Consider the following 18,218-nt stretch of genomic DNA (forward strand, 5'->3'; position numbering starts at 1 on the left):
GGAGCGGCCGGCGAATTCCATTCGCCGGAACCTTGTGCGGAGTATGGCTTTCGATATGCAGGTAGGGACATCTCCTTTCCACCGCACCGACCCCGGAGTTCCCATGCGCAATCTGGAAACCGCAACCCTGAAGCTGGGGATATTCCATCCCCACGACAGCCTGAGCCAGGCGCTGATCGCCGCCGCCTTGCAGCGACAGATCGAAGTCAGCGCCTTGCAAGCCGATCTCAACAGCCTGCAGGCGCGCCCCGGGCTGCGCTGCAAGCCAGCCAGCCTGGCGTCGTCGATCGAGGCCAGCCAGGCGGCTGCCGGTCTCGACCTGCTGTTCGCGCCGTTGTCCGACTACGCCGCCGAAGCCTTGCCGCCGATCTGCGCCGCGCTGATCGATGGCGCCCTGCGCGCCGAGGTACCGCGCCTGTTCCTGCTTGGCCATTGGCAATGGCTGGTGGCGCCGCGCGACGCCGGCGAGGAGCAACTGGGTGCCGGGCTCGAGCGCAGCCTCACGGTCAGCGGCCTGGACTGGACGCTGGTGGAGGTCCCGAGCCTGCCCGCCGGCCTGCGCATCGACGATTTCAGCCGCGCCGGCGACGTCGCGGAAGTGGAGGCCGCCAGGGTATTCGCCTGCGCCGAAGCGCTGCTCGACGAAGTCCGTCTCGGCCTGCACAAGCGCCAGTGCCTGCGCCTGGCGCCCTGAGGAGAACCCGCCATGTCCGGCCCCGATACCCTCAGCCAGGCCTTCGGCACCTTGCTGCTGGCCCTGGCCTTCAGCGCCTTCATCGTTTTCGTTCGCGGCTACCGCCCGGGCGGGGTCAGCGGCGCCTGGTACGACCTGGTGCTCGCCTTCGTCGCGGTATGGCTGGCGTTCTGGCCCGAAGCCGGCGTACTCGCACGCTCGCCGAGCCTGGCCAATGCCCTGGGGTTGGTCTTGCAGGTCGGCGCTACCCTGCTCGGCTGCCTGCTCGGTTACGGGGTGGCAAGGGGATTGCGGCGGGCGATGCGGGAAACCCGGCAAAAAAGATCGGCTTCTTCGCCGGTGAATCGGCGAGGTTCGTAGCGGAGATATCGAGAAAACACATATAACCCGATGGCGTTGCGAGTTTTCCAGATGCTTATAAGGAGTGCCGAACGGGCTTTTCACCCGCGATGATTGCATTCCGGCATCAGCGTTCTGCACGATCTCTTGCATTCTGCATCCCGCGCGCCATGCGGGATGCAGCTTATCCCGCAGATTCTGGATGTTGCCGGCATTTCGGCCTCGCGGCACCTATAGTTATCCGTACCGTTGGCATGTATCGACGGTTTCTCTCTGATTCAGGCTAATCCCGCTCCAGGGACGGAGTGGATTTTTTTCTTGCGTTGCGCAAACCGGGGAGAGCTGGCCAGATGAACCTTTCCTACCTGTACCTGAAGAAGATCCTCGAGGAGGAACTGCGCGACCACGACTGCCAGTGCCAACTGAACCCCGACTTCACGGTGACCATCAGTTGCCGCGTGGGTGGTCCCCACGGCGCGCTCTACATCGTGCCCAACAGTGACTTCCTGAAGAGCAGCAGCTTCAGCGACCTCAGCGCCTTCATCCTCAACCTGCGCGAGGAAATCAGGCGCTTCGGCGAGTTCGAGGCGGAACTCCAGACCGGCACCGGCTGAGCCCCTCCCCCCTTCTTTTCCCTCCCGCCGTCAGGGCTGCTGGTAGTGTCCCGGCGTGGTGCCCGGTTCATGGGTACGTTCCACCTTGCTGACCTGGATATCGCTGATCGCCTCGGCGTCGTGCGGTCGATGCAGTGCCTCCAAGTGGCGGCGGGCCTCCTCGCGGCTGAGGGTTTCCGCCTCGCTGTGCAATTCGCAGGTCATCGGCTGGTCGTCGAGGATGTAGCTGATCAGGAACAGCTGGCTGGCCATCGTCTCGCCCTCCTCTCTTCGATGGGCCCTGCGCCAGGCGCAGGGCCCATGGCTATCACGGCAGGTTCGGCGGCAGCTCGGCGTCCAGCGCAGCGTCCTGCCGCGAGTCGTCGCGCTGGCGCTCCTGCAGGCGCTGCAGGCGGCGGGTCAGGTGCTGCACCTCTTCGCGCAGCAACTGCAACTCTTCCCGCGGTTCATTGAGCAGGCCCTTGACATGGCAATGCCCACTCAACCCGCGGCTGACCAGCAGGCCGCCGGCGACCGCCTTGCAGGCGCCGGGCAAGCCACCGCGGGCCAGGCCGAAGCCGGCCAGGACCAGTCCGGCGCCGATGGAAGCGAGTCGCTCGCCGCGCTGCAGGTTGTGCGGCAGGCCATTGGCCGTCGAAGTCGGCAGGTATTCGTTCATGGAATTCTCCTTGCTTCGGTTATCGGTCAGGCTTCGTCGTCCGGCGGTTGCACGAGGAACTCGACCAGCGTCCGCCGGCAAGCCTCGATGCCCTCTTCCAGGACGATCTCGAAACCGTGGGTGTTCTCGGTCGGAATGCCGATGCAGCCGACCTGCGCGGCCTCGCCGTGGCTCAGCAGGGCGCTGGCGTCCGAGGCGAAGTCCACCAGCAGCGCCGCCTGCGGCTGGTACTGGCAGCGTTCGGCGGCGCGCAACAGGCGGTCGGTGACATGGCGGCTGTAATAACCCTTGGAGTCGCCGCTGTTGACGATCGGGTCGCGGCACAGCCGGGTGCCGTATTCGGCTACCGTTGGGCCGACTTCCACCGCGATGCTGATGTCGCCCGGCAGTCGGCGCGCGGCGAACAGCGCGCCGGCGTTACTCTCCTCCTCCATGGTGGTGAGCACCAGGTAGAGGTCGCCGTGCAACTCGTCGCGGCGCCGGGCGATCTCGCGAGCCACGCCGAGCACGGCGAGCAGCGGTGCGCGGTCGTCGAGGAAGTGCGCGGCGACGCAATCCTGGAAGTACAACGGGCGCCGCCACAGACGGTTGAGCACCACGCGGGTACCCGGTCGCACGCCCAGATTCGCCAGTTCCTCGGCGCTGCGCCGGGTGACCACGTGTACGTCGCGCCAGTGCACCGCGCCCGAGAGCACGTCGGAGCCCTGCGGCGACTCGCCGGTAGCATGCATGCTGCCGTAGGACAGCACGCCGTCGAGTACCGCCTCGCCGGCCAGGATCTGTACCGGACAGACGCCGAAGCTCACCGGCTGGGCGCCGCCGAGCGCCACTACGCGCAGGGTACCGTCGGCCTCGACGCGCTTGACGATCATGGCGATCTCGTCGAGGTGCGCGAGCAGCCGCACCGCGGCCCGCCGCGCCTGCTCGCGCGGCAGGTGCGGCGGGCTGATGCGCGCGACCAGGTTGCCGGCGGCATCGCTGCCGACCTCGTCGCAACAGCCCTCGAGTTCCCGCTGGCAGATGGCCCTGACCTCGTCTTCCTGGCCACCGGGGCCACGTGCCAGCAGGAGTTCCTCGAGCAAGGCGCGGTCTTCTTCGCGCATGCCTCAGGCCGCCCGTTTTTCCAGGCGCGCCTTCAGCTCTTTCTTGTGCTGCTGCATGGCCTGGCCGAGTTGCTTGAGGGCGGCGGCGTCGAGCAATTGCCGGGCGCGCGGGAACAGCTCGCCCTCCTCCTCCTCGATGTGGTGCTCCAGGAGTTCCTTGAGCACCTTGACCCGGCCGGCGAACTGCACGGTGTCCGGGCGGGTGCGCTTGAGGTCGGGAAGGACCAGGGAGTCCACCGTGCGGTGTTCCTCCTTGGCCTCGTAGTACATCTTCAGCTCTTCCTTGCCGCCGCTGTCCCTGATCGCCGGATAGAGGATGTCTTCCTCGATGGCGGTGTGCAGCACCAGTTCCAGCTCCAGCCTGCCCAGCAGCTCGCTGCGCTTCTTCAGCGCCCGTTCGGTGGTCTCGCTGAGTTCATTGAGCAGTTTCTTCACGGTCTCGTGGTCATGGACCAGCAATTCGATGGCGTTCATGGTCGCTCCTCATCGGTTTGTTATCCGAGTGCTCCGGCACTCTCTCTGGCTGAGCGCGCGCTCCTCCGCCGAGTTCAGTCACGAGGACGGGCGGTCGCCTCGATCAGCGGAAACGCGGAGATCCGCAATGAGCGCGGTTCCTGGCCGTCGCGCAGCAAGGCCCGGGACCGCCTCATGGCATTCCCCTCGCGGCACCGGGCCTCAGGCGCGGGCGTCGCGCAGGGCGCGGACCCGGTCGTGGTGACGGAGCACGCCCTGGTACTGGCGCTCGATCACCTGGTGGATCTCCGCCGGCAGCGGTTTTTCCAGCGCCGCCTGGTAACGCTGCTTGGCGACATCCTCGCCGCGCTCGCATTCGTTGAGCACCGCCTCTTCGTCCTTGCCGGTGACCAGTGACTTCAGGTCGACCCAGCGCCGATGCAGGTCACCGGCGAAACTGGTGCTGTCCTTGGGTTTGCCACCCAGTTCCAGGACGATCCGCTCCAGCTCGTCGGCAGCCGCGGCGCAGTCGCGGCTCTGCTCCAGCATCGCCGCCTTCAACTGCGGATCGCGCAGGTCTTCGGCGCAGGCCTGGAAGCCGGCCTCGCCATCCTTGCTGGTTTGCAGCAGGTCGTTGAGTACGTCGAGGGTGTCGTCGAGGTTGGTCTGGTTCATTTCGCTCTCCTTGGCCCGGAGCTGTCCGGGAGTTCTCGCGTCTGTCGGCGCCGGCGCCTGCCGGCACGGAACGTGGGCAGCAACCAGCGCCCACGGAAGGTGGGAGGCTCGCCGTCGCGGAGCGTTCAGAAAGCCGGATGGATGGTGGCGTAGGCCGGGGTGATGCTGAGACGTTCGCCGACCACCATCTCGGTGATCCAGTCCACCAGGATCGAGGTATAGGCGTCCTGCGCCGCCTCGCTGCTGAGCGCATGGTCGGCGTGGTCGATGATCCGGTGGGTCAGCGAATGGGTCTGCTGGAAGGCGGCGCGGAAACTCATGATGGTCGAGTGCGGCACATAGCTGTCGAACTCCGACTCCACCAGCAGCACATCGCCGCGGAATCCCGCGCAGGCCTGCAGGGCTCGGTTGCTGGCGGCCGGGATCAGGCTGCCGCGATACTCGATGAGGTCCTCGCGGTCGAGCAGCAGCTTGGGCGTCAGCCAGTCCTCGTCGCGGTAGATCGCCGGTACCCGCAAGGCCAGCCAGCGCACCGCGCGCAACTGGCTGAGGATCGCCGCCAGGTAGCCGCCATAGCTGGTGCCGACCACCGCGATCGCCTGGCTGTCGATGGCCGGGTGGGCCACCAGCCGGTCGTAGGCGGCGAGCAGGTCCTGCAGGTTGTCCTCGCGCGTCACCAGCGCCTGGCGCCCGCTTTCCGCGCCGTGGCCGCGCAGGTCGAAGGTCAGGCACACGCAGCCGAGCCCGGCGATGCCCTGGGCGCGCTTCAGGTCGCGCTGCTGGCTGCCGCCCCAGCCGTGCACGAAGAGCACGCCGGGGACCTTCGCCCGGGGGCTGAGGAAGGTGCCTTCGATCCGGTCGTCGCCGACCCCGATGCGGATGCGTTCGCTGTTCGCCGTCATGCCTCCCCCGTCATCGCATATTTGAGCAGGAAGTCGCCGTGTTCGTCGGGGCCGCGATAGATCACCCGGCTGTTGTCCGGCAGGCGCTTGTCTTCGTGGATCTCGAACGACGCGGCGCGCACCGCGGGCAGTCCCGGGTCGGCGCGGAAGGCCTCCAGCGCGGCGATCTCGGCGCTGCTCGCGCCGCCGACCCGCCAGGACTGCTCGAGCACGCCGAAGCGCTCCCGACCGTTGCCGTCCCGGCCCTGGGCAATGTCGTAGTTGCGCCGCGAGGCGAAGCAGCCGGGGAAGAAGATCGCCGCGGCGGTGTCGAAGATCCGCGCGTACTCGATGGCCTGGCGCACCTCGCGGGCCAGGTCCAGGGTCAGCAGCTCGGCATAGCCACCGCGCGCCACCAGCAAGTCAGAGCCGGCGTAGACCAGTTCGCCGCGCGCGTTGCGGGTCTGGTGCTGCTGACCGTGGTAGCTCAGCAGGAAGCCGTTGACCCGGAGCTGGCCGACGCTATGGGTAACGACCCCGTCCAGGTTGGCTTCCAGTACCAGGCCCTGCGCCAACTGGCGCTCCTCCAGCCCGCCGAGCCAGCCGTCCAGTTCGTCGAGGTCGTGCGCCACGTACTGGCCGAGGCCGCCACAGGCCTCCGCCAGCTTGGCCCGCACCGGTCCTTCGGCGAGCAGGCGGGCGCCGGCGCGGTGTGCGTCGGCCAGGCTGAAGACGCTGACGCCGTTGAGCACGACGTCGCGGACCTTCTCCGCGAACAGCGGGTTCCAGCCTTCCGGCGCCACGCCGCCGCGCGGCAGCGGATGGACGATGGCCTTGCCGGCGATGAACGCGTGCTCGACGAAACCGCCGAGCAGATCTTCGTCACTGTTCACGCCCAGGCGCACGGCGGTCTCCCTGCCGACCAGGGTGCGGGTCGGGACCAGGTAGAGGGGGCCTCGCTGGTGCAATTCGGGTTCGTAGCGGCCGCCGAACTCCAGCTTCTGGACTTCCGCCAGCCAGCGCGCCAGGGCCAGGTTGCCCTGCACTTCATGTTCGGCGGCCGCGGGATCGACGCTATGGGCCACCACCAGTCTCTGCCGAGGGTCTGCGCTCATGTTCCGCTCCTCCTGGATGGAGACCCGGCGTTCAGGGCTCCGGTATGGGCGAGAGGGACTCTTCGTCGGGCCGTTCCATCGGAACTTCTTCCGGGAACTCCTAGGGGACGTGGCTTTCGTGGTCAGGAACCGGGTATTCGTCCGGGTCCCCGGATGGGTTGCGTGGACTCGTCGCTGGCGCACCCGATGATGCAGAAATGGAAAAACGCATGTCCGCCTCCATCGTTGGTATGAGTTCTAGATGGAGGGTACGAGAGCGGATTTGGTTCGGACCATGCGTCGGAAGGCCGGGTCGGCGCCTGGCCGCCCCGGCGCTGAAACAGCCGGCTCAGCGAGCCAGGCTCATGGTGCGCAGCTTGCCGCCGGCGACCAGGACCTTGCGGTGGGTGAGATGCTGGTTGTCGCTATCGCGGAACGTGAGCAGGTCGATACGCTTGCGGAAATAGTCGCTGTCGCGGATCTGCAGCGGCCCCTGGTCGATGATCAGGTCCCGGCGGATGCGCTCCAGCACCTGGTTCAGCAACAGCGGGTTGCTCTGCTCCTGGCCGGAGATCGCCCGGCTCACCAGGCGCTTGCCCTGGTCGTTACGCAAGGTCACCAGCAACGCGCCGTCAGGCCGAGGTTGGCAACTGACGCGCACATCCTTGAAATGCTCTTCCAGGTACTCAACCAGGTTTTCATCGGTCTCTAGCATTGCTGGCCTCCTGTCTCATCAGATTCTTTGACGCCGGTAATCAGGCGTATCTCTGTCGAGCAGAAGGCGTACCAATTTCTCTGGAAAATAAAATTCTTATAAATCAATAAGTTGAAAAACAAGCCGGCGAATTGATATTTGCATTTTGCAAGAAAACCCCCGGCAAGCCTTGCATTCGGCAACCCGCCGCGCCCGTCGTCTCGCCTGCAACCCCCTGGCGAGGCCTCTCGCAAGCCGAGCCGCCGGTAAAAAAAACTAAACTTCCGCCGCCCCCCTCCGGTCACCCCTAGCAAGGACTTCGCCCATGCCACGGCGCGACGGAGTCCGACCGACCAACGCCAAGGACAACGTACGACCGGAGGATGACATGGGACATTCTGTTGCAGGCGCTTGCCTGGAAGAACCCGCGGTACTGACCGCTTTTCCGTCGCTGCTGCACCCGCAGGACCCGCCGCAACAGAGGGATCGGATACTCTTCGTCACCGCCGAGCTAAGCGACTTCGTCAAGGTCGGCGGACTCGGCGACTTTTCCGCCGCGCTGCCGCGGGTCCTCAAGCGCGAGCATTCGGTGCGGGTCCTGCTGCCCGGCTACCGCCAGGTGCTGGAGCGCTGCCGCGACCTGCGGATCATCGGCAGCCTGCCCGGCCGGGCGGCGATCCCGCCCTGCGAGATCGGCCTGGTGACCCTCGACGACGGCCTGGAAGTCATGCTGGTGCTCTGCCCGCTGCTCTACGAGCGCGAGGGCACGCCATACATGGACGACCAGGGCAATGACTGGCCGGACAACCACCTGCGCTTCGCCCGCCTGTGCCTGGCCGCCGCCGAGATCGCCGGCGGCCGCGGCGCCCAGGGCTGGCAGCCGGGCCTGGTGCACGCCAATGACTGGCCGTCGGCGCTGACCCCGGCCTACATGGCCTGGAACGGCGTGCGCACGCCGAGCCTGTTCACCATCCACAACCTCGCCTACCAGGGCCTCTGCGACCTGCAATGCAGCGCCGAGCTGGGTCTTCCCGACGAAGCGCTGAGCCACGAAAGCATGGAATTCCACGGGCGCCTGTCGTTCCTCAAGGCCGGCATCGCCCATGCCCACCACATCACCACGGTGAGCGAGACCTACGCCCAGGAAATCACTACCCCGGAATACGGCTGCGGCCTGCACGGCATCCTCAAGTGCAAGGTCGAGAAGCGTCAGCTCAGCGGCATCGTCAACGGTATCGACGATAGCTGGCAGCCGCACTGCGATCCACACCTGGTGGCCGGCTTCAGCGCCCGCCAATGGGCCGGCAAGCGCGCCAACACGCGCTACGTGGAGGAGCGTTTCGGCCTGGAGCCGGGCAAGGGGCCGCTGTTCGCGGTGGTCTCGCGCCTGGTGCAGCAGAAAGGCATCGACCTGACCCTGGAGATCAGCGATGCCCTGCTCCAGGCCGGCGGCCGCCTGGTCAGCATCGGCCGTGGCGAGCCGAACCTGGAGAAGGCCATGCTCGAGCTCGCCCGGCGTCATCCCGGCCAGGTCGGCGTGCATATCGGTTTCGACGAGACCGAGGCCCGCCGTATCTACGCCGGCAGCGACTTCCTGCTCATGCCCTCGCGCTACGAGCCCTGCGGGCTCAGTCAGCTCTATGCGCAATGTTTCGGCTCGCTGCCGATCGCGCGCTGCACCGGCGGCCTCGCCGATACCATCGTCGACGGGGTCACCGGCTTCCTGTTCCGTGAGGAAACCGCGCAGAGCTACCTCGACGCGGTGATGCGCGCGATCAACGTCTACCACTGTCCCTCGCTGCTCAACGCCATGCGCTGCAAGGCGATGGCCGCGCCGATGTTCTGGAGCGACTCGGTGGAGCCTTACAACCGCCTGTACCGGCGCCTGTTGAGGAATACCGCTCCGGCCCTGCGCGGGGTACGCCAATGATGGCGATCCGGCGCCGCTTCGGCGCCCAGTTCCAAGGCAACGGCCGAACCTGCTTCGGCCTCTGGGCTCCGGACGCCCGCGAGGTCCGGGTCGAGACCGCCGACGGCCGCGACTGGCCGCTGGAAGGCAGCGACAGCGGCTGGTTCGAGGCGACCCTGCCCTGTCCGCCCGGCACCCGCTACCGCTACCGCATCGATGGCCGCCCCGGGGTGCCGGACCCGGCCTCGCAGTTCCAGCCCGACGGCGTGCATGGCCACAGCCAGGTGCTGGACCATGACGCCTACGCCTGGCGCGTCGACGAGTGGCGCGGGCGGCCCTGGCACGAAGCGGTGATCTACGAGCTGCACGTCGGCCTGTTCGGCTCCTACGCCGAGGTCGAGCGCTTCCTTCCGCGCTTGGTGGAACTGGGCGTGACCGCCGTGGAGCTGATGCCGCTGGGCGAGTTTCCCGGTCGCCGCAACTGGGGCTACGACGGCGTGCTGCCGTTCGCCCCGGCGTCGGCCTACGGCACGCCCGAGCAGCTCAAACATCTGATCGACAGCGCACACGGCATGGGCCTGATGGTCTTCGTCGACGTGATCTACAACCACTTCGGCCCGGACGGCAACTACCTCGCCCAGTACGCCGCCGCGTTCTTTCGCGACGACCGGCAGACGCCCTGGGGCCAGGCCATCGATTTCCGTCGCGGCGAAGTCCGCGAGTTCTTCTATGAAAACGCCCTGATGTGGCTGCTCGACTATCGCATCGACGGCCTGCGCTTCGATGCCGTGCACGCGATTCCCGATAGCGCGTTCCTCGTCGAGATGGCCCGCCGCCTGCGCGGCGCCGCCGGCCCCGAGCGCCATCTGCACCTGGTCCTGGAGAACGACGACAACCGCGCCAGCCTGCTGCGCCAGGGCTACGACGCACAGTGGAACGACGATGGCCACCATGCGCTGCACGTCCTGCTCACCGGCGAGAACGACGGCTACTACCAGGACTACCCCGAGCCGCTGCGGTGCCTGGCGCGCTGCCTGGCCGAAGGCTTCGTCTACCAGGGCGAAGCCAACCGCCACGGCCGGCCGCGCGGCGAACCGAGTGCCGACCTGGCGCCGGACGCCTTCGTGCTGTTCCTGCAAAACCACGACCAGGTCGGCAACCGCGCCTTCGGCGAGCGTCTCAGCGTTCTCGCCGAACCCCAGGCGTTGCGCCTGGCGATAGCGCTGCAACTGCTCGCGCCGATGATCCCGCTGCTGTTCATGGGCGAGGAATGCGCCGCGCGCGAACCGTTCCTGTATTTCACCGATCACCAGGGCGAACTGGCGGACGCGGTCCGCGAGGGACGACGCAAGGAGTTCGGCGAGTTCGGCCGCTTCGGCGACGGCGCCACCCTGGCTTCGCTCCCCGATCCCAACGCGGTGGAGACCTTCGAGCGCTCGCGTCCCGGCCTGGCCGATTGCGACCCGGCCTGGCGCGGCTTCTACCGGCAACTGCTGGAAATCCGTCACGAACACCTGATCCCGCGCCTGCGCGGCGCCCGTTCGCTGGGCGTGACCACCATCGCCGGCGCCGCGCTGTCGGCGCGCTGGCGACTCGGTGACGGCAGTGACTGGCGAATCGACTTCAACCCTTCTCCGCTCGAAGCGGAAGTCGAGCCGCCGGCGGCCGCCACCCAGGTGCTGTTCCTCGACAACCTCGCCTGTGCCGAGTATCGCCGCGGCCGCCTAAGTCCCCGCAGCATCGCGGTCAGCCTGGAGCCCGCCCATGAGTGACGCACGCCTGGCCGAACTGGCCGCCGCCGTGGGCCTGCAACTCGACTGGCAGGACGCCAACGGACGGCCGCAGCGGGTCGACCCGGAGGTCCAGCGCGGCCTGCTGGAAGCACTCGGCTATCCGGCGCAGAGTCCGCAACAGATCGAACAGAGCCTGGCCGCGCTGGCCCGGCTGCGCGAGGACAGCGCCAACCTCGGACTGCTGGTCGGCGAATGCGGCCAGCCGCTGGAGCAAGCGCTCGGCCCCGCCGGCACCCCGGGCGAACTGGTCTACGAGGACGGCACGCGGATCGCCCTGCGCCTGGACGCCGAAGGCCGCCTGCCGGCGCAGGCCCGCAGTGGCTATGCGCAGCTGTCGCTGGAGCAGCGGGAATGGGCGGTGGCGATGGCGCCGCCGAGCTGTCCGTCCCTGGCCAGCCTCGCCCCGGGTCGCTCGCGTCGCTGGGGTCTGGCCGCCCAGGTCTATGCCCTGCGCCGCCCCAGCGACGGCGGCCTGGGCGACAGCGCCGCCCTCGAGGACCTGCTGCGCAGCGCCGCGCGGCATGGCGCCGACGCGCTGGCGATCAGCCCGCTGCACGCCCTCGCCGAGGCCAACGGACATGCCTACAGCCCCTACTCGCCGTCCAGCCGGCTGTTCTTCAATGTCCTGCACGCCGCGCCAGCGACCATTCTCGGCGCGGCGGCGGTGGAACAGGCGATCCGTCGCGCCGGCCTGGCCGCGGAGATGGCCCGCCTGGAGAGCCTGGAGCTGATCGACTGGACAGCGGCGGCGGACCTGCGCATGCGCCTGCTGCGCCAACTCCACCGCGACTTCATCGAGCGCGCCAGTCCCTTGCGCCACGACCTCGCCGAATTCCGCCGCGAAGCCGGCGAGGCGCTGCTGCACCACTGCCGCTTCGAGACCCTGCAGGCGCACCTGGGCGCCGGCCCCGACTGGCGACGCTGGCCGGAGCCGCTGCGCCGCCCCGGCGAGCCGGCGGTGGCCGCGTTCTGCGCCGATCACGCCGAGGAAGTGGACTTCCGCGCCTTCGGCCAGTGGCTGACCCAACGCTGCCTGCAACATGCCCAGCGCCAGGCGCGCGAGGCCGGGATGGCCATCGGTCTGGTCGCCGACCTGGCGGTGGGCGCCGACGGCGGCGGCAGCCAGGCCTGGTCGCGGCAGGAAGAGCTGCTCGCCGAAGTGAATGTCGGCGCGCCGCCGGACATCCTCAACCAGTCCGGACAGGACTGGGGCGTTTCCGCGTTCAATCCCGAAGGCCTGCGCCGCCACGGCTACCGGGCATTCCGCGAGATGCTGCGGGCCAACCTGGCCTGGCCCGGAGGGCTACGCATCGATCATGCGATGGGCCTGCAACGTCTCTGGCTGATCCCGCGCGGCCAGCCGCCCCACGCCGGCGCCTACCTGCGCTACCCGCAACGCGAGCTGCTGCGCCTGCTGGCGCTGGAGGCCAGTCGCGCCTCGGCGCTGGTCATCGGCGAGGACCTCGGCACCGTGCCCGAAGGCCTGCGCGAGGAACTGGCACGCCGCCAGGTGCTGGGTACCCGCGTGCTGCTCTTCGAGCGGCGCGGCGAACGCTTCGTGCCCCCGGCGCAATGGCCGGCGGACGCCATGGCCACCACCAGCACCCACGACCTGCCGAGCCTGTCCGGCTGGTGGCGGGGCCAGGACATCCACTGGCGCGGCCGCGCCGGACACCGCAGCGCCGAGGAATGCGCGGCCGACCTGGAACTGCGCGCCGAGGAGCGCCGGGCCCTGGCCGCCAGCCTCGAACCGCCGGTCGATCCCGACCCCGCCGCCGAAGTACCGCTGGACGCCTGCATCGGCTATGTCGGGGCAACCCCCGCGCCGTTGGTGCTACTGCCCCTGGAGGACGCCCTGGGCAGCCTGGAGCAGCCGAACCTGCCCGGCCCCGGCGACGCCCACCCGAACTGGCGGCGGCGTTGGCCGGAAAACGCCGCGCAGATGCTCGGAACGCCGCAGGTCGACCGGCGCCTGCGCCTGCTCGAACGCAGCCGCCGGGATGCCGAGGAGGCCGCCCATGATTGAGCCCCGCGCTACCCTGCGCCTGCAATTCCACGCCGGCTTCACCCTCGACGATGCCCTGCCCTGGCTGGACTATTTCGCCGACCTGGGCATCAGCCATCTCTACGCCTCGCCGCTGTTCCGCGCGCGGCCCGGCTCCAGCCACGGCTACGACGTGGTCGACCCGACCCGGATCAATCCGGAACTGGGCGGCGAGCCGGCGCTGCTGCGCCTGATCCAGGGGCTGCGGCAACGCGGCATGGGCCTGCTCATGGACATAGTGCCGAACCACATGGGCATCGGCGGCGGCGCCAATCCCTGGTGGCAGGACGTGCTCGAATGGGGGCGCGAGAGTCCCTACGCGAGTTTCTTCGACATTCAGTGGGAATCCCACGACGCCGCGTTGCGCGGCCAGGTGCTGCTGCCGTTCCTGCGCAGCGACTACGGCGAGGTCCTGGCTGCCGGGGAGATCGGCCTGAGCCTGGACCGCGAGGCCGGCCGCCTGCTGGCGAGCCACGGCGAGCAGCGCTTCCCCCTCTGGCCGGGCAGCTACCCGGAGCTGCTGGAAGACAGCGGCGAGCCGCGCCTGTCAGCCCTGGCCGGCGGTTTCCGCGAGTGCCGGCAGGACCGCGAGGCCTTGCGCGAGATGCAGCGTCAACTGGCGGCTGCGCTCGCCGAGAGCGCTCCGCGCGCAGCCCTCCAGCGCACGCTGGGCGAACTCCAGGAACGCCACGAGGAGGCTCGCCAACGCCTGCACCGCCTGCTCGAGGCGCAGCACTACCGCCTGGCCAGTTGGCGCACCGCGGCGGACGACATCAACTGGCGCCGTTTCTTCGACATCAGCGAACTGGTCGGCCTGCGGGTCGAGCGCGGCGAGGTGTTCGAGGCCGTGCACGGCAAGGTCTTCCAGTTGCTCGAGGACGGTCTGCTCGATGGCCTGCGCATCGATCACGTCGACGGCCTGGCCGATCCGCGCGGCTATTGCCGACGCCTGCGCCGCCGCAGCGAGCGGATCCGCGCCCGTCGCGGCGGCGCGCCGATGCTGCTGTACGTTGAGAAGATCCTCGGTGGCGAGGAGCGCCTGCCCGAGGATTGGCTGTGCGACGGCACCACCGGCTACGACTTCATGAACCAGGTCAGCCTGTTGCAGCACGATCCGCGCGGCGAACGACCGTTGCGCGAACTCTGGCAGCGGGTCAGCGGACGCCCGGAGGCGTTTCTCGACGAGGTCTACCAGGCTCGCCAACTGGTCCTGGCGGGAAGCCTCGCCGGTGACCTGGAGAACCTCGCCCAGGGTCTTTTGCGGGTGGCGCGGGCCGACCTGGCCAGCCGCGACCTGACCCTGGGCGGTATCCGCCGCGCGCTGTTCCAGTTGCTCGCGCGCTTTCCGGTCTACCGTACCTACGCCGGGGCCTGCGGTCGCTCGGTGCAGGATCGCGAGGTGTTCCGCTATGCCGCAGAGGCGGCCCGCGAGGATCTCGACGAAGCCGACCGGGCGGTCCTCGACCATCTCGAACGCTGGCTCGGCGGGCAGCCGCTGCGCGAGCTGCCGCCCGGTCCGCTGCGGCGCCTGCGCGGCGAGTTGCTGGCGCGCTTCCAGCAGTTGAGTTCGCCGACCGCAGCCAAGGCCGTGGAGGATACCGCCTGCTATCGCTCGGCGGCCCTGCTCTCGCGCAACGACGTCGGCTTCGACCCGCAGCGCTTCGCCGCTTCCGCCGAGGAATTCCATGCCGCCTGCGAAGCCAGGCGCCTGGCCAGCCCGCGCGCCCTGCTGGCCACCGCCAGCCATGACCACAAGCGCGGCGAGGACGCCCGCGCCCGTCTTGCGGCGCTCAGTGAACTGGCGCCCTGGTTCGCGCGTAACGTCGAGCACTGGCAAAGCCTGGCCACGCCATTGCGCCGCGACCTCGCCGAGGGGCCGGCGCCGAGTCCCGGCGACGAGCTGATCCTGTTCCAGGCCCTGCTCGGCAGTTGGCCGCTCGACGCGCCTTGCGACGGCGCCGCCCTGGACCAAGCGTTCCTCGCGCGGATGCGCGAATGGCAATGCAAGGCCTTGCGCGAAGCCAAGCTGCGCACGCGCTGGACCGCGCCCGACGAAGACTACGAGCGCGCCTGCGCCGACTATCTGGAACAGCTCCTGCGCGCGCCGCTGGCCCAGGCCCTGCGCCAGTCGCTGGGCAACGCGGCGGCGCGACTGATGCCGGCCGGGGCCCTGAATGGCCTCGCCCAATGCCTGCTGCGCCTGACCTGCCCGGGTATCCCCGATCTCTACCAGGGGCGCGAGGACTGGGACTTCAGCCTGGTCGACCCGGACAACCGGAGGCCGGTGGACTTCGCCCGGCACGCCGCCGCCCTGGCCGCGCCGACGCCCTTCCCGGAACTGCTGGAGCACTGGCGCGACGGTCGCATCAAGCAGACCCTGATCGCCCGCGTGCTGGGGCTGCGGCGGATGCAGCCGGGCCTGTTCCGCGACGGCGACTACCTGCCCCTGGAGGTCAGCGGCGAGCATGCCGAGCGGGTCCTGGCCTTCGCCCGGCGCAGTCGTCACGGTTGCCTGCTGGTGGTGGTCCCGCGCCTGGCCTGCGCCCTGCTCGGCCACGCCACGCAGCCGCAGGTGCCGGCCGAGGCCTGGGGCGACACCTGCCTGCTGCTGCCGCCGAGTCTCTCCGAATGCACCTACAGCGGCCTGTTTTCCACCATGCCGCTGCCCAGCGACGGGCACCTGAGCCTGTCCGAAGTGCTCGCCGACTTTCCCGTCAACCTGCTTTACCGCCTCGCCCAGGAGGACACCCCATGAGCGCCGACGAAAAACGCATACGAGAGTTCGCCTACCAGATCTGGGAATCCGAGGGCTGCCCCGACGGCCAGGCCGAACGCCACTGGGCCATGGCCCGGCAACTGGCCGAAGCGGAAGCCGCCGCGGCGGCACCGAAGAAGACCCGCGGTCGGGCCAAGGCCGCCAAGGAAACCCCGGCCCTGCTGCAAGCGCCGGCCGCCAAGCCGCGCAAGCCGAGGGCCACGTCCCCGGCGCGGCCCGCCAGCGAAAAACCGGCGGCGGCCAAGCCGCGCAGCCGCCGCAAGCCCGAAGCGGGCGAATGAGGAGTCCAGTGCATGAGCAGAAAGCGTAGCCCCGCCCCTTCGCGGATCAGCGAAGGGCACCCCTTCCCCCTTGGCGCCACCTGGGACGGCCTCGGCGTCAATTTCGCGCTGTTCTCGGCCCACGCGACCAAGGTCGAGCTGTGCCTGTTCGACGCGCGCGGGGAAAAGGAGATCGAGCGCATCGAATTGCCCGAGTACACCGACGAGATCTGGCACGGCTACCTGCCCGACGCCCACCCGGGGCAGATCTACGGCTACCGGGTGCACGGTCCCTACGAGCCGGATGCCGGCCACCGCTTCAATCCCAACAAATTGCTCCTCGATCCCTACGCCAAGCAGTTGGTCGGCCGCCTGCGCTGGTCCGAGGCGCTGTTCGGCTACACCATCGGCTCGGCCGACGCCGACCTCAGCTTCGACGAGCGCGACAGCGCGCCCTTCGTGCCCAAGTCGAAGGTCATCGATCCGGCCTTCACCTGGGCCGAGCGCCCGCCGGTACGCGTCCCCTGGGACCGCACGGTGATCTATGAAGCCCACCTGCGCGGCCTCAGCATGCGCCATCCACAGGTCCCGGAGGCGGTTCGCGGGACCTTCGCCGGACTGATGAACGCCGACCTGCTGGCGCACATCCGCCGGCTCGGGGTGACCAGCGTCGAGCTGCTGCCGATCCACGGCTTCGTCGACGACAAGCACCTGCTGGAAAACGGCATGAGCAACTACTGGGGCTACAACAGCATCGCCTTCTTCGCCCCGCACCCGGCCTACCTCGCCAGCGGCCAGGTCAACGAGTTCAAGGAGATGGTCGCGCACCTCCACGACGCCGGGCTGGAGCTGATCCTCGACGTGGTCTACAACCACACCGCGGAAGGCAACGAGCTGGGTCCGACCCTGTGCATGCGTGGCATCGACAACGCCTCGTACTACCGCCTGATGCCCGACCAGCGCCGCTACTACATCAACGATTCCGGCACCGGCAACACCCTCGACCTCAGCCACCCCTGCGTGTTGCAGATGGTCACCGACTCGCTGCGCTACTGGGCCACGGAGATGCGCGTGGACGGCTTCCGCTTCGACCTGGCGACCATCCTCGGCCGCCATCCGGACGGTTTCGACGAGCGCCACGGCTTCCTCGTCGCCTGCCGCCAGGACCCGGTGCTGAGCAAGTGCAAGCTGATCGCCGAACCCTGGGATTGCGGCCCCGGCGGCTACCAGGTCGGCGGCTTCCCGCCCGGCTGGGCGGAATGGAACGACCGTTTCCGCGATTGCGTGCGCGCCTACTGGCGCGGCGACGACGGCATGCTGCCGGAACTGGCGCGGCGCCTAACCGCCTCCGGCGATCTCTACGACCAGCGTGGACGGCGGCCCTACGCGTCGGTGAACTTCGTCACCGCCCACGACGGCTTCACCCTGCGCGACGTGGTGTCCTACGATCACAAGCACAACGAGGCCAACGGCGAGAACAACGCCGACGGCAGCGACCACAACCTGTCCTGGAACCACGGCTGCGAGGGCCCCACCGACGACCCGGAGATCCGCGCCCTGCGCCTGCGCCAGATGCGCAACCTGCTGTCCACCCTGCTGCTGTCCCAGGGCACCCCGATGCTGGTCGCCGGCGACGAGTTCAGCCGCACCCAGCAAGGCAACAACAATGTCTATTGCCAGGACAACGAACTGGGCTGGATCGACTGGCGGCTGGACGACGAGGGCCGTTCGCTGCTGGCCTTCACCCAGCGCCTGCTGGCCCTGCGCCAACGCTATCCGATCCTGCGCAGGGGGCGCTTCCTGGTCGGCGAGTACAACGAGGCGCTGGGGGTCAAGGACGTCACCTGGCTGGCGCCCGGCGGCGAGGAGATGACCGAGGAACACTGGCACGACGAGCACGCCCGCTGTCTCGGCGTGCTCCTCGATGGCCGCGCGCAACCCACCGGGATCCTGCGCAGCGGTGAGGATGCCACCCTGCTGCTGATCCTCAATGCCTACCACGACGCGGTGTCCTTCCGTCTTCCCGAGGTGGCCGAGGGCAGCGGCTGGACCTGCCTGCTGGATACCCAGCGGCCGGAGGACCCGCTCGGCGAACGCTACCCGTTCGCCAGCGAGTTCCTGGTCGGCGGCCGCAGTTTCCTGCTGTTCGAGCTACAACCGCCGGGCGCCGGAGTGGAAGGATGAACGGCGGGGAAAAAAGCTGAACCGCCCCCGGCACCTCCAGTCGGAAC

17 protein-coding genes are annotated in these 18,218 nt (G+C 68.8%); 9 read left to right on the top strand and 8 right to left on the bottom strand.

Features of this window, described 5'->3' with window-relative positions; translation table 11 throughout:
• The first annotated feature begins 103 nt into the window (after positions 1–103).
• The 3 genes from M6E97_RS11985 to M6E97_RS11995 all read left to right on the top strand — a co-directional run bounded on the left by M6E97_RS11985 (position 104) and on the right by M6E97_RS11995 (position 1,647).
• On the top strand, positions 104–694 hold the full coding sequence (locus M6E97_RS11985) for an NAD-dependent epimerase (protein ID WP_267262551.1): 591 nt from the start codon (positions 104–106) through the stop codon (positions 692–694).
• Positions 695–706: 12 nt separating this feature from the next.
• Positions 707–1,054 carry a hypothetical protein gene (locus M6E97_RS11990; RefSeq protein WP_003110770.1) on the top strand — a complete coding sequence of 116 codons (348 nt, stop codon included), beginning with the start codon at positions 707–709 and terminating at the stop codon, positions 1,052–1,054.
• A gap of 284 nt (positions 1,055–1,338) precedes the next feature.
• Entirely contained in the window at positions 1,339–1,647 is a 309-nt protein-coding gene (locus M6E97_RS11995; RefSeq protein ID WP_003132124.1) for a hypothetical protein, read from the top strand.
• Between the two features lie 30 nt (positions 1,648–1,677).
• Here M6E97_RS11995 and M6E97_RS12000 read toward each other — a convergent pair whose 3' ends face one another.
• The 8 genes from M6E97_RS12000 to M6E97_RS12035 all read right to left on the bottom strand — a co-directional run bounded on the left by M6E97_RS12000 (position 1,678) and on the right by M6E97_RS12035 (position 7,226).
• Positions 1,678–1,899: a hypothetical protein gene (locus M6E97_RS12000; protein WP_003088976.1), complete on the bottom strand. Its 222-nt coding sequence runs from the start codon at positions 1,897–1,899 to the stop codon at positions 1,678–1,680.
• 55 nt (positions 1,900–1,954) lie between these two features.
• On the bottom strand, positions 1,955–2,305 hold the full coding sequence (locus M6E97_RS12005) for a DUF2892 domain-containing protein (RefSeq protein ID WP_003088973.1): 351 nt from the start codon (positions 2,303–2,305) through the stop codon (positions 1,955–1,957).
• A 26-nt stretch (positions 2,306–2,331) separates the two neighbouring features.
• The gene (locus M6E97_RS12010; RefSeq protein ID WP_003088971.1) at positions 2,332–3,408 is read right to left on the bottom strand and encodes a M42 family metallopeptidase; all 1,077 of its coding nucleotides are present in this window, start codon (positions 3,406–3,408) and stop codon (positions 2,332–2,334) included.
• A 3-nt stretch (positions 3,409–3,411) separates the two neighbouring features.
• On the bottom strand, positions 3,412–3,882 hold the full coding sequence (locus M6E97_RS12015) for a hemerythrin domain-containing protein (RefSeq protein WP_003088967.1): 471 nt from the start codon (positions 3,880–3,882) through the stop codon (positions 3,412–3,414).
• 201 nt (positions 3,883–4,083) lie between these two features.
• A complete protein-coding gene (locus M6E97_RS12020; protein WP_003088965.1) occupies positions 4,084–4,536 on the bottom strand; it encodes a ferritin-like domain-containing protein in 453 nt (150 codons plus the stop codon).
• Positions 4,537–4,661: 125 nt separating this feature from the next.
• Positions 4,662–5,438, bottom strand: a complete 777-nt coding sequence (locus tag M6E97_RS12025; protein WP_003110771.1) for an alpha/beta hydrolase family protein — start codon at positions 5,436–5,438, stop codon at positions 4,662–4,664.
• Positions 5,435–6,532 (bottom strand): DUF3182 family protein, encoded by a 1,098-nt coding sequence (locus tag M6E97_RS12030; protein WP_003132135.1) that lies wholly within the window; start codon positions 6,530–6,532, stop codon positions 5,435–5,437. The genes M6E97_RS12025 and M6E97_RS12030 overlap by 4 nt, the downstream gene beginning before the upstream one ends.
• A 328-nt stretch (positions 6,533–6,860) precedes the next feature.
• On the bottom strand, positions 6,861–7,226 hold the full coding sequence (locus M6E97_RS12035; protein ID WP_003110773.1) for a DUF3509 domain-containing protein: 366 nt from the start codon (positions 7,224–7,226) through the stop codon (positions 6,861–6,863).
• A gap of 367 nt (positions 7,227–7,593) precedes the next feature.
• On the opposite strand from M6E97_RS12035, the gene glgA reads away from it, so the two are divergent.
• From glgA to glgX, 6 genes are read left to right on the top strand one after another with little or no spacing between them, the layout of a single operon-like run.
• Positions 7,594–9,135 (top strand): glycogen synthase GlgA, encoded by a 1,542-nt coding sequence (gene glgA / locus M6E97_RS12040; RefSeq protein ID WP_009877798.1) that lies wholly within the window; start codon positions 7,594–7,596, stop codon positions 9,133–9,135.
• Positions 9,135–10,886: a malto-oligosyltrehalose trehalohydrolase gene (gene treZ, locus M6E97_RS12045; protein ID WP_003132140.1), complete on the top strand. Its 1,752-nt coding sequence runs from the start codon at positions 9,135–9,137 to the stop codon at positions 10,884–10,886. Before glgA ends, treZ begins: the two co-directional genes overlap by 1 nt.
• Positions 10,879–12,933 carry a 4-alpha-glucanotransferase gene (gene malQ / locus M6E97_RS12050; RefSeq protein WP_023875360.1) on the top strand — a complete coding sequence of 685 codons (2,055 nt, stop codon included), beginning with the start codon at positions 10,879–10,881 and terminating at the stop codon, positions 12,931–12,933. The genes treZ and malQ overlap by 8 nt, the downstream gene beginning before the upstream one ends.
• The gene (locus M6E97_RS12055) at positions 12,926–15,706 is read left to right on the top strand and encodes a malto-oligosyltrehalose synthase (RefSeq protein ID WP_003144285.1); all 2,781 of its coding nucleotides are present in this window, start codon (positions 12,926–12,928) and stop codon (positions 15,704–15,706) included. The genes malQ and M6E97_RS12055 overlap by 8 nt, the downstream gene beginning before the upstream one ends.
• Positions 15,703–16,008, top strand: coding sequence for a DUF2934 domain-containing protein (locus M6E97_RS12060; protein ID WP_003088948.1), 306 nt, complete (start codon positions 15,703–15,705; stop codon positions 16,006–16,008). Before M6E97_RS12055 ends, M6E97_RS12060 begins: the two co-directional genes overlap by 4 nt.
• Before the next feature lie 12 nt (positions 16,009–16,020).
• Complete coding sequence (glgX, locus tag M6E97_RS12065) at positions 16,021–18,171, top strand: glycogen debranching protein GlgX (protein ID WP_034005594.1); 2,151 nt, start codon at positions 16,021–16,023, stop codon at positions 18,169–18,171.
• Positions 18,172–18,218: the final 47 nt, after the last annotated feature.

This window comes from Pseudomonas sp. B111 (assembly GCF_026428275.1).
Taxonomy (GTDB): Bacteria; Pseudomonadota; Gammaproteobacteria; order Pseudomonadales; family Pseudomonadaceae; genus Pseudomonas; species Pseudomonas aeruginosa.

Bases quoted from the DNA above. Each gene is read 5' to 3' on its own strand.
- glgA (WP_009877798.1), top strand. From the start codon at position 7,594: ATGGGACATTCTGTTGCAGGCGCTTGCCTGGAAGAACCCGCGGTACTG.
- M6E97_RS12060 (WP_003088948.1), top strand. From the start codon at position 15,703: ATGAGCGCCGACGAAAAACGCATACGAGAGTTCGCCTACCAGATCTGG.
- M6E97_RS12015 (WP_003088967.1), bottom strand. From the start codon at position 3,882: ATGAACGCCATCGAATTGCTGGTCCATGACCACGAGACCGTGAAGAAA.
- M6E97_RS12005 (WP_003088973.1), bottom strand. From the start codon at position 2,305: ATGAACGAATACCTGCCGACTTCGACGGCCAATGGCCTGCCGCACAAC.
- M6E97_RS12000 (WP_003088976.1), bottom strand. From the start codon at position 1,899: ATGGCCAGCCAGCTGTTCCTGATCAGCTACATCCTCGACGACCAGCCG.
- malQ (WP_023875360.1), top strand. From the start codon at position 10,879: ATGAGTGACGCACGCCTGGCCGAACTGGCCGCCGCCGTGGGCCTGCAA.
- M6E97_RS11990 (WP_003110770.1), top strand. From the start codon at position 707: ATGTCCGGCCCCGATACCCTCAGCCAGGCCTTCGGCACCTTGCTGCTG.
- M6E97_RS12030 (WP_003132135.1), bottom strand. From the start codon at position 6,532: ATGAGCGCAGACCCTCGGCAGAGACTGGTGGTGGCCCATAGCGTCGAT.
- glgX (WP_034005594.1), top strand. From the start codon at position 16,021: ATGAGCAGAAAGCGTAGCCCCGCCCCTTCGCGGATCAGCGAAGGGCAC.
- treZ (WP_003132140.1), top strand. From the start codon at position 9,135: ATGGCGATCCGGCGCCGCTTCGGCGCCCAGTTCCAAGGCAACGGCCGA.
- M6E97_RS12010 (WP_003088971.1), bottom strand. From the start codon at position 3,408: ATGCGCGAAGAAGACCGCGCCTTGCTCGAGGAACTCCTGCTGGCACGT.
- M6E97_RS12020 (WP_003088965.1), bottom strand. From the start codon at position 4,536: ATGAACCAGACCAACCTCGACGACACCCTCGACGTACTCAACGACCTG.
- M6E97_RS12025 (WP_003110771.1), bottom strand. From the start codon at position 5,438: ATGACGGCGAACAGCGAACGCATCCGCATCGGGGTCGGCGACGACCGG.
- M6E97_RS12035 (WP_003110773.1), bottom strand. From the start codon at position 7,226: ATGCTAGAGACCGATGAAAACCTGGTTGAGTACCTGGAAGAGCATTTC.
- M6E97_RS11985 (WP_267262551.1), top strand. From the start codon at position 104: ATGCGCAATCTGGAAACCGCAACCCTGAAGCTGGGGATATTCCATCCC.
- M6E97_RS12055 (WP_003144285.1), top strand. From the start codon at position 12,926: ATGATTGAGCCCCGCGCTACCCTGCGCCTGCAATTCCACGCCGGCTTC.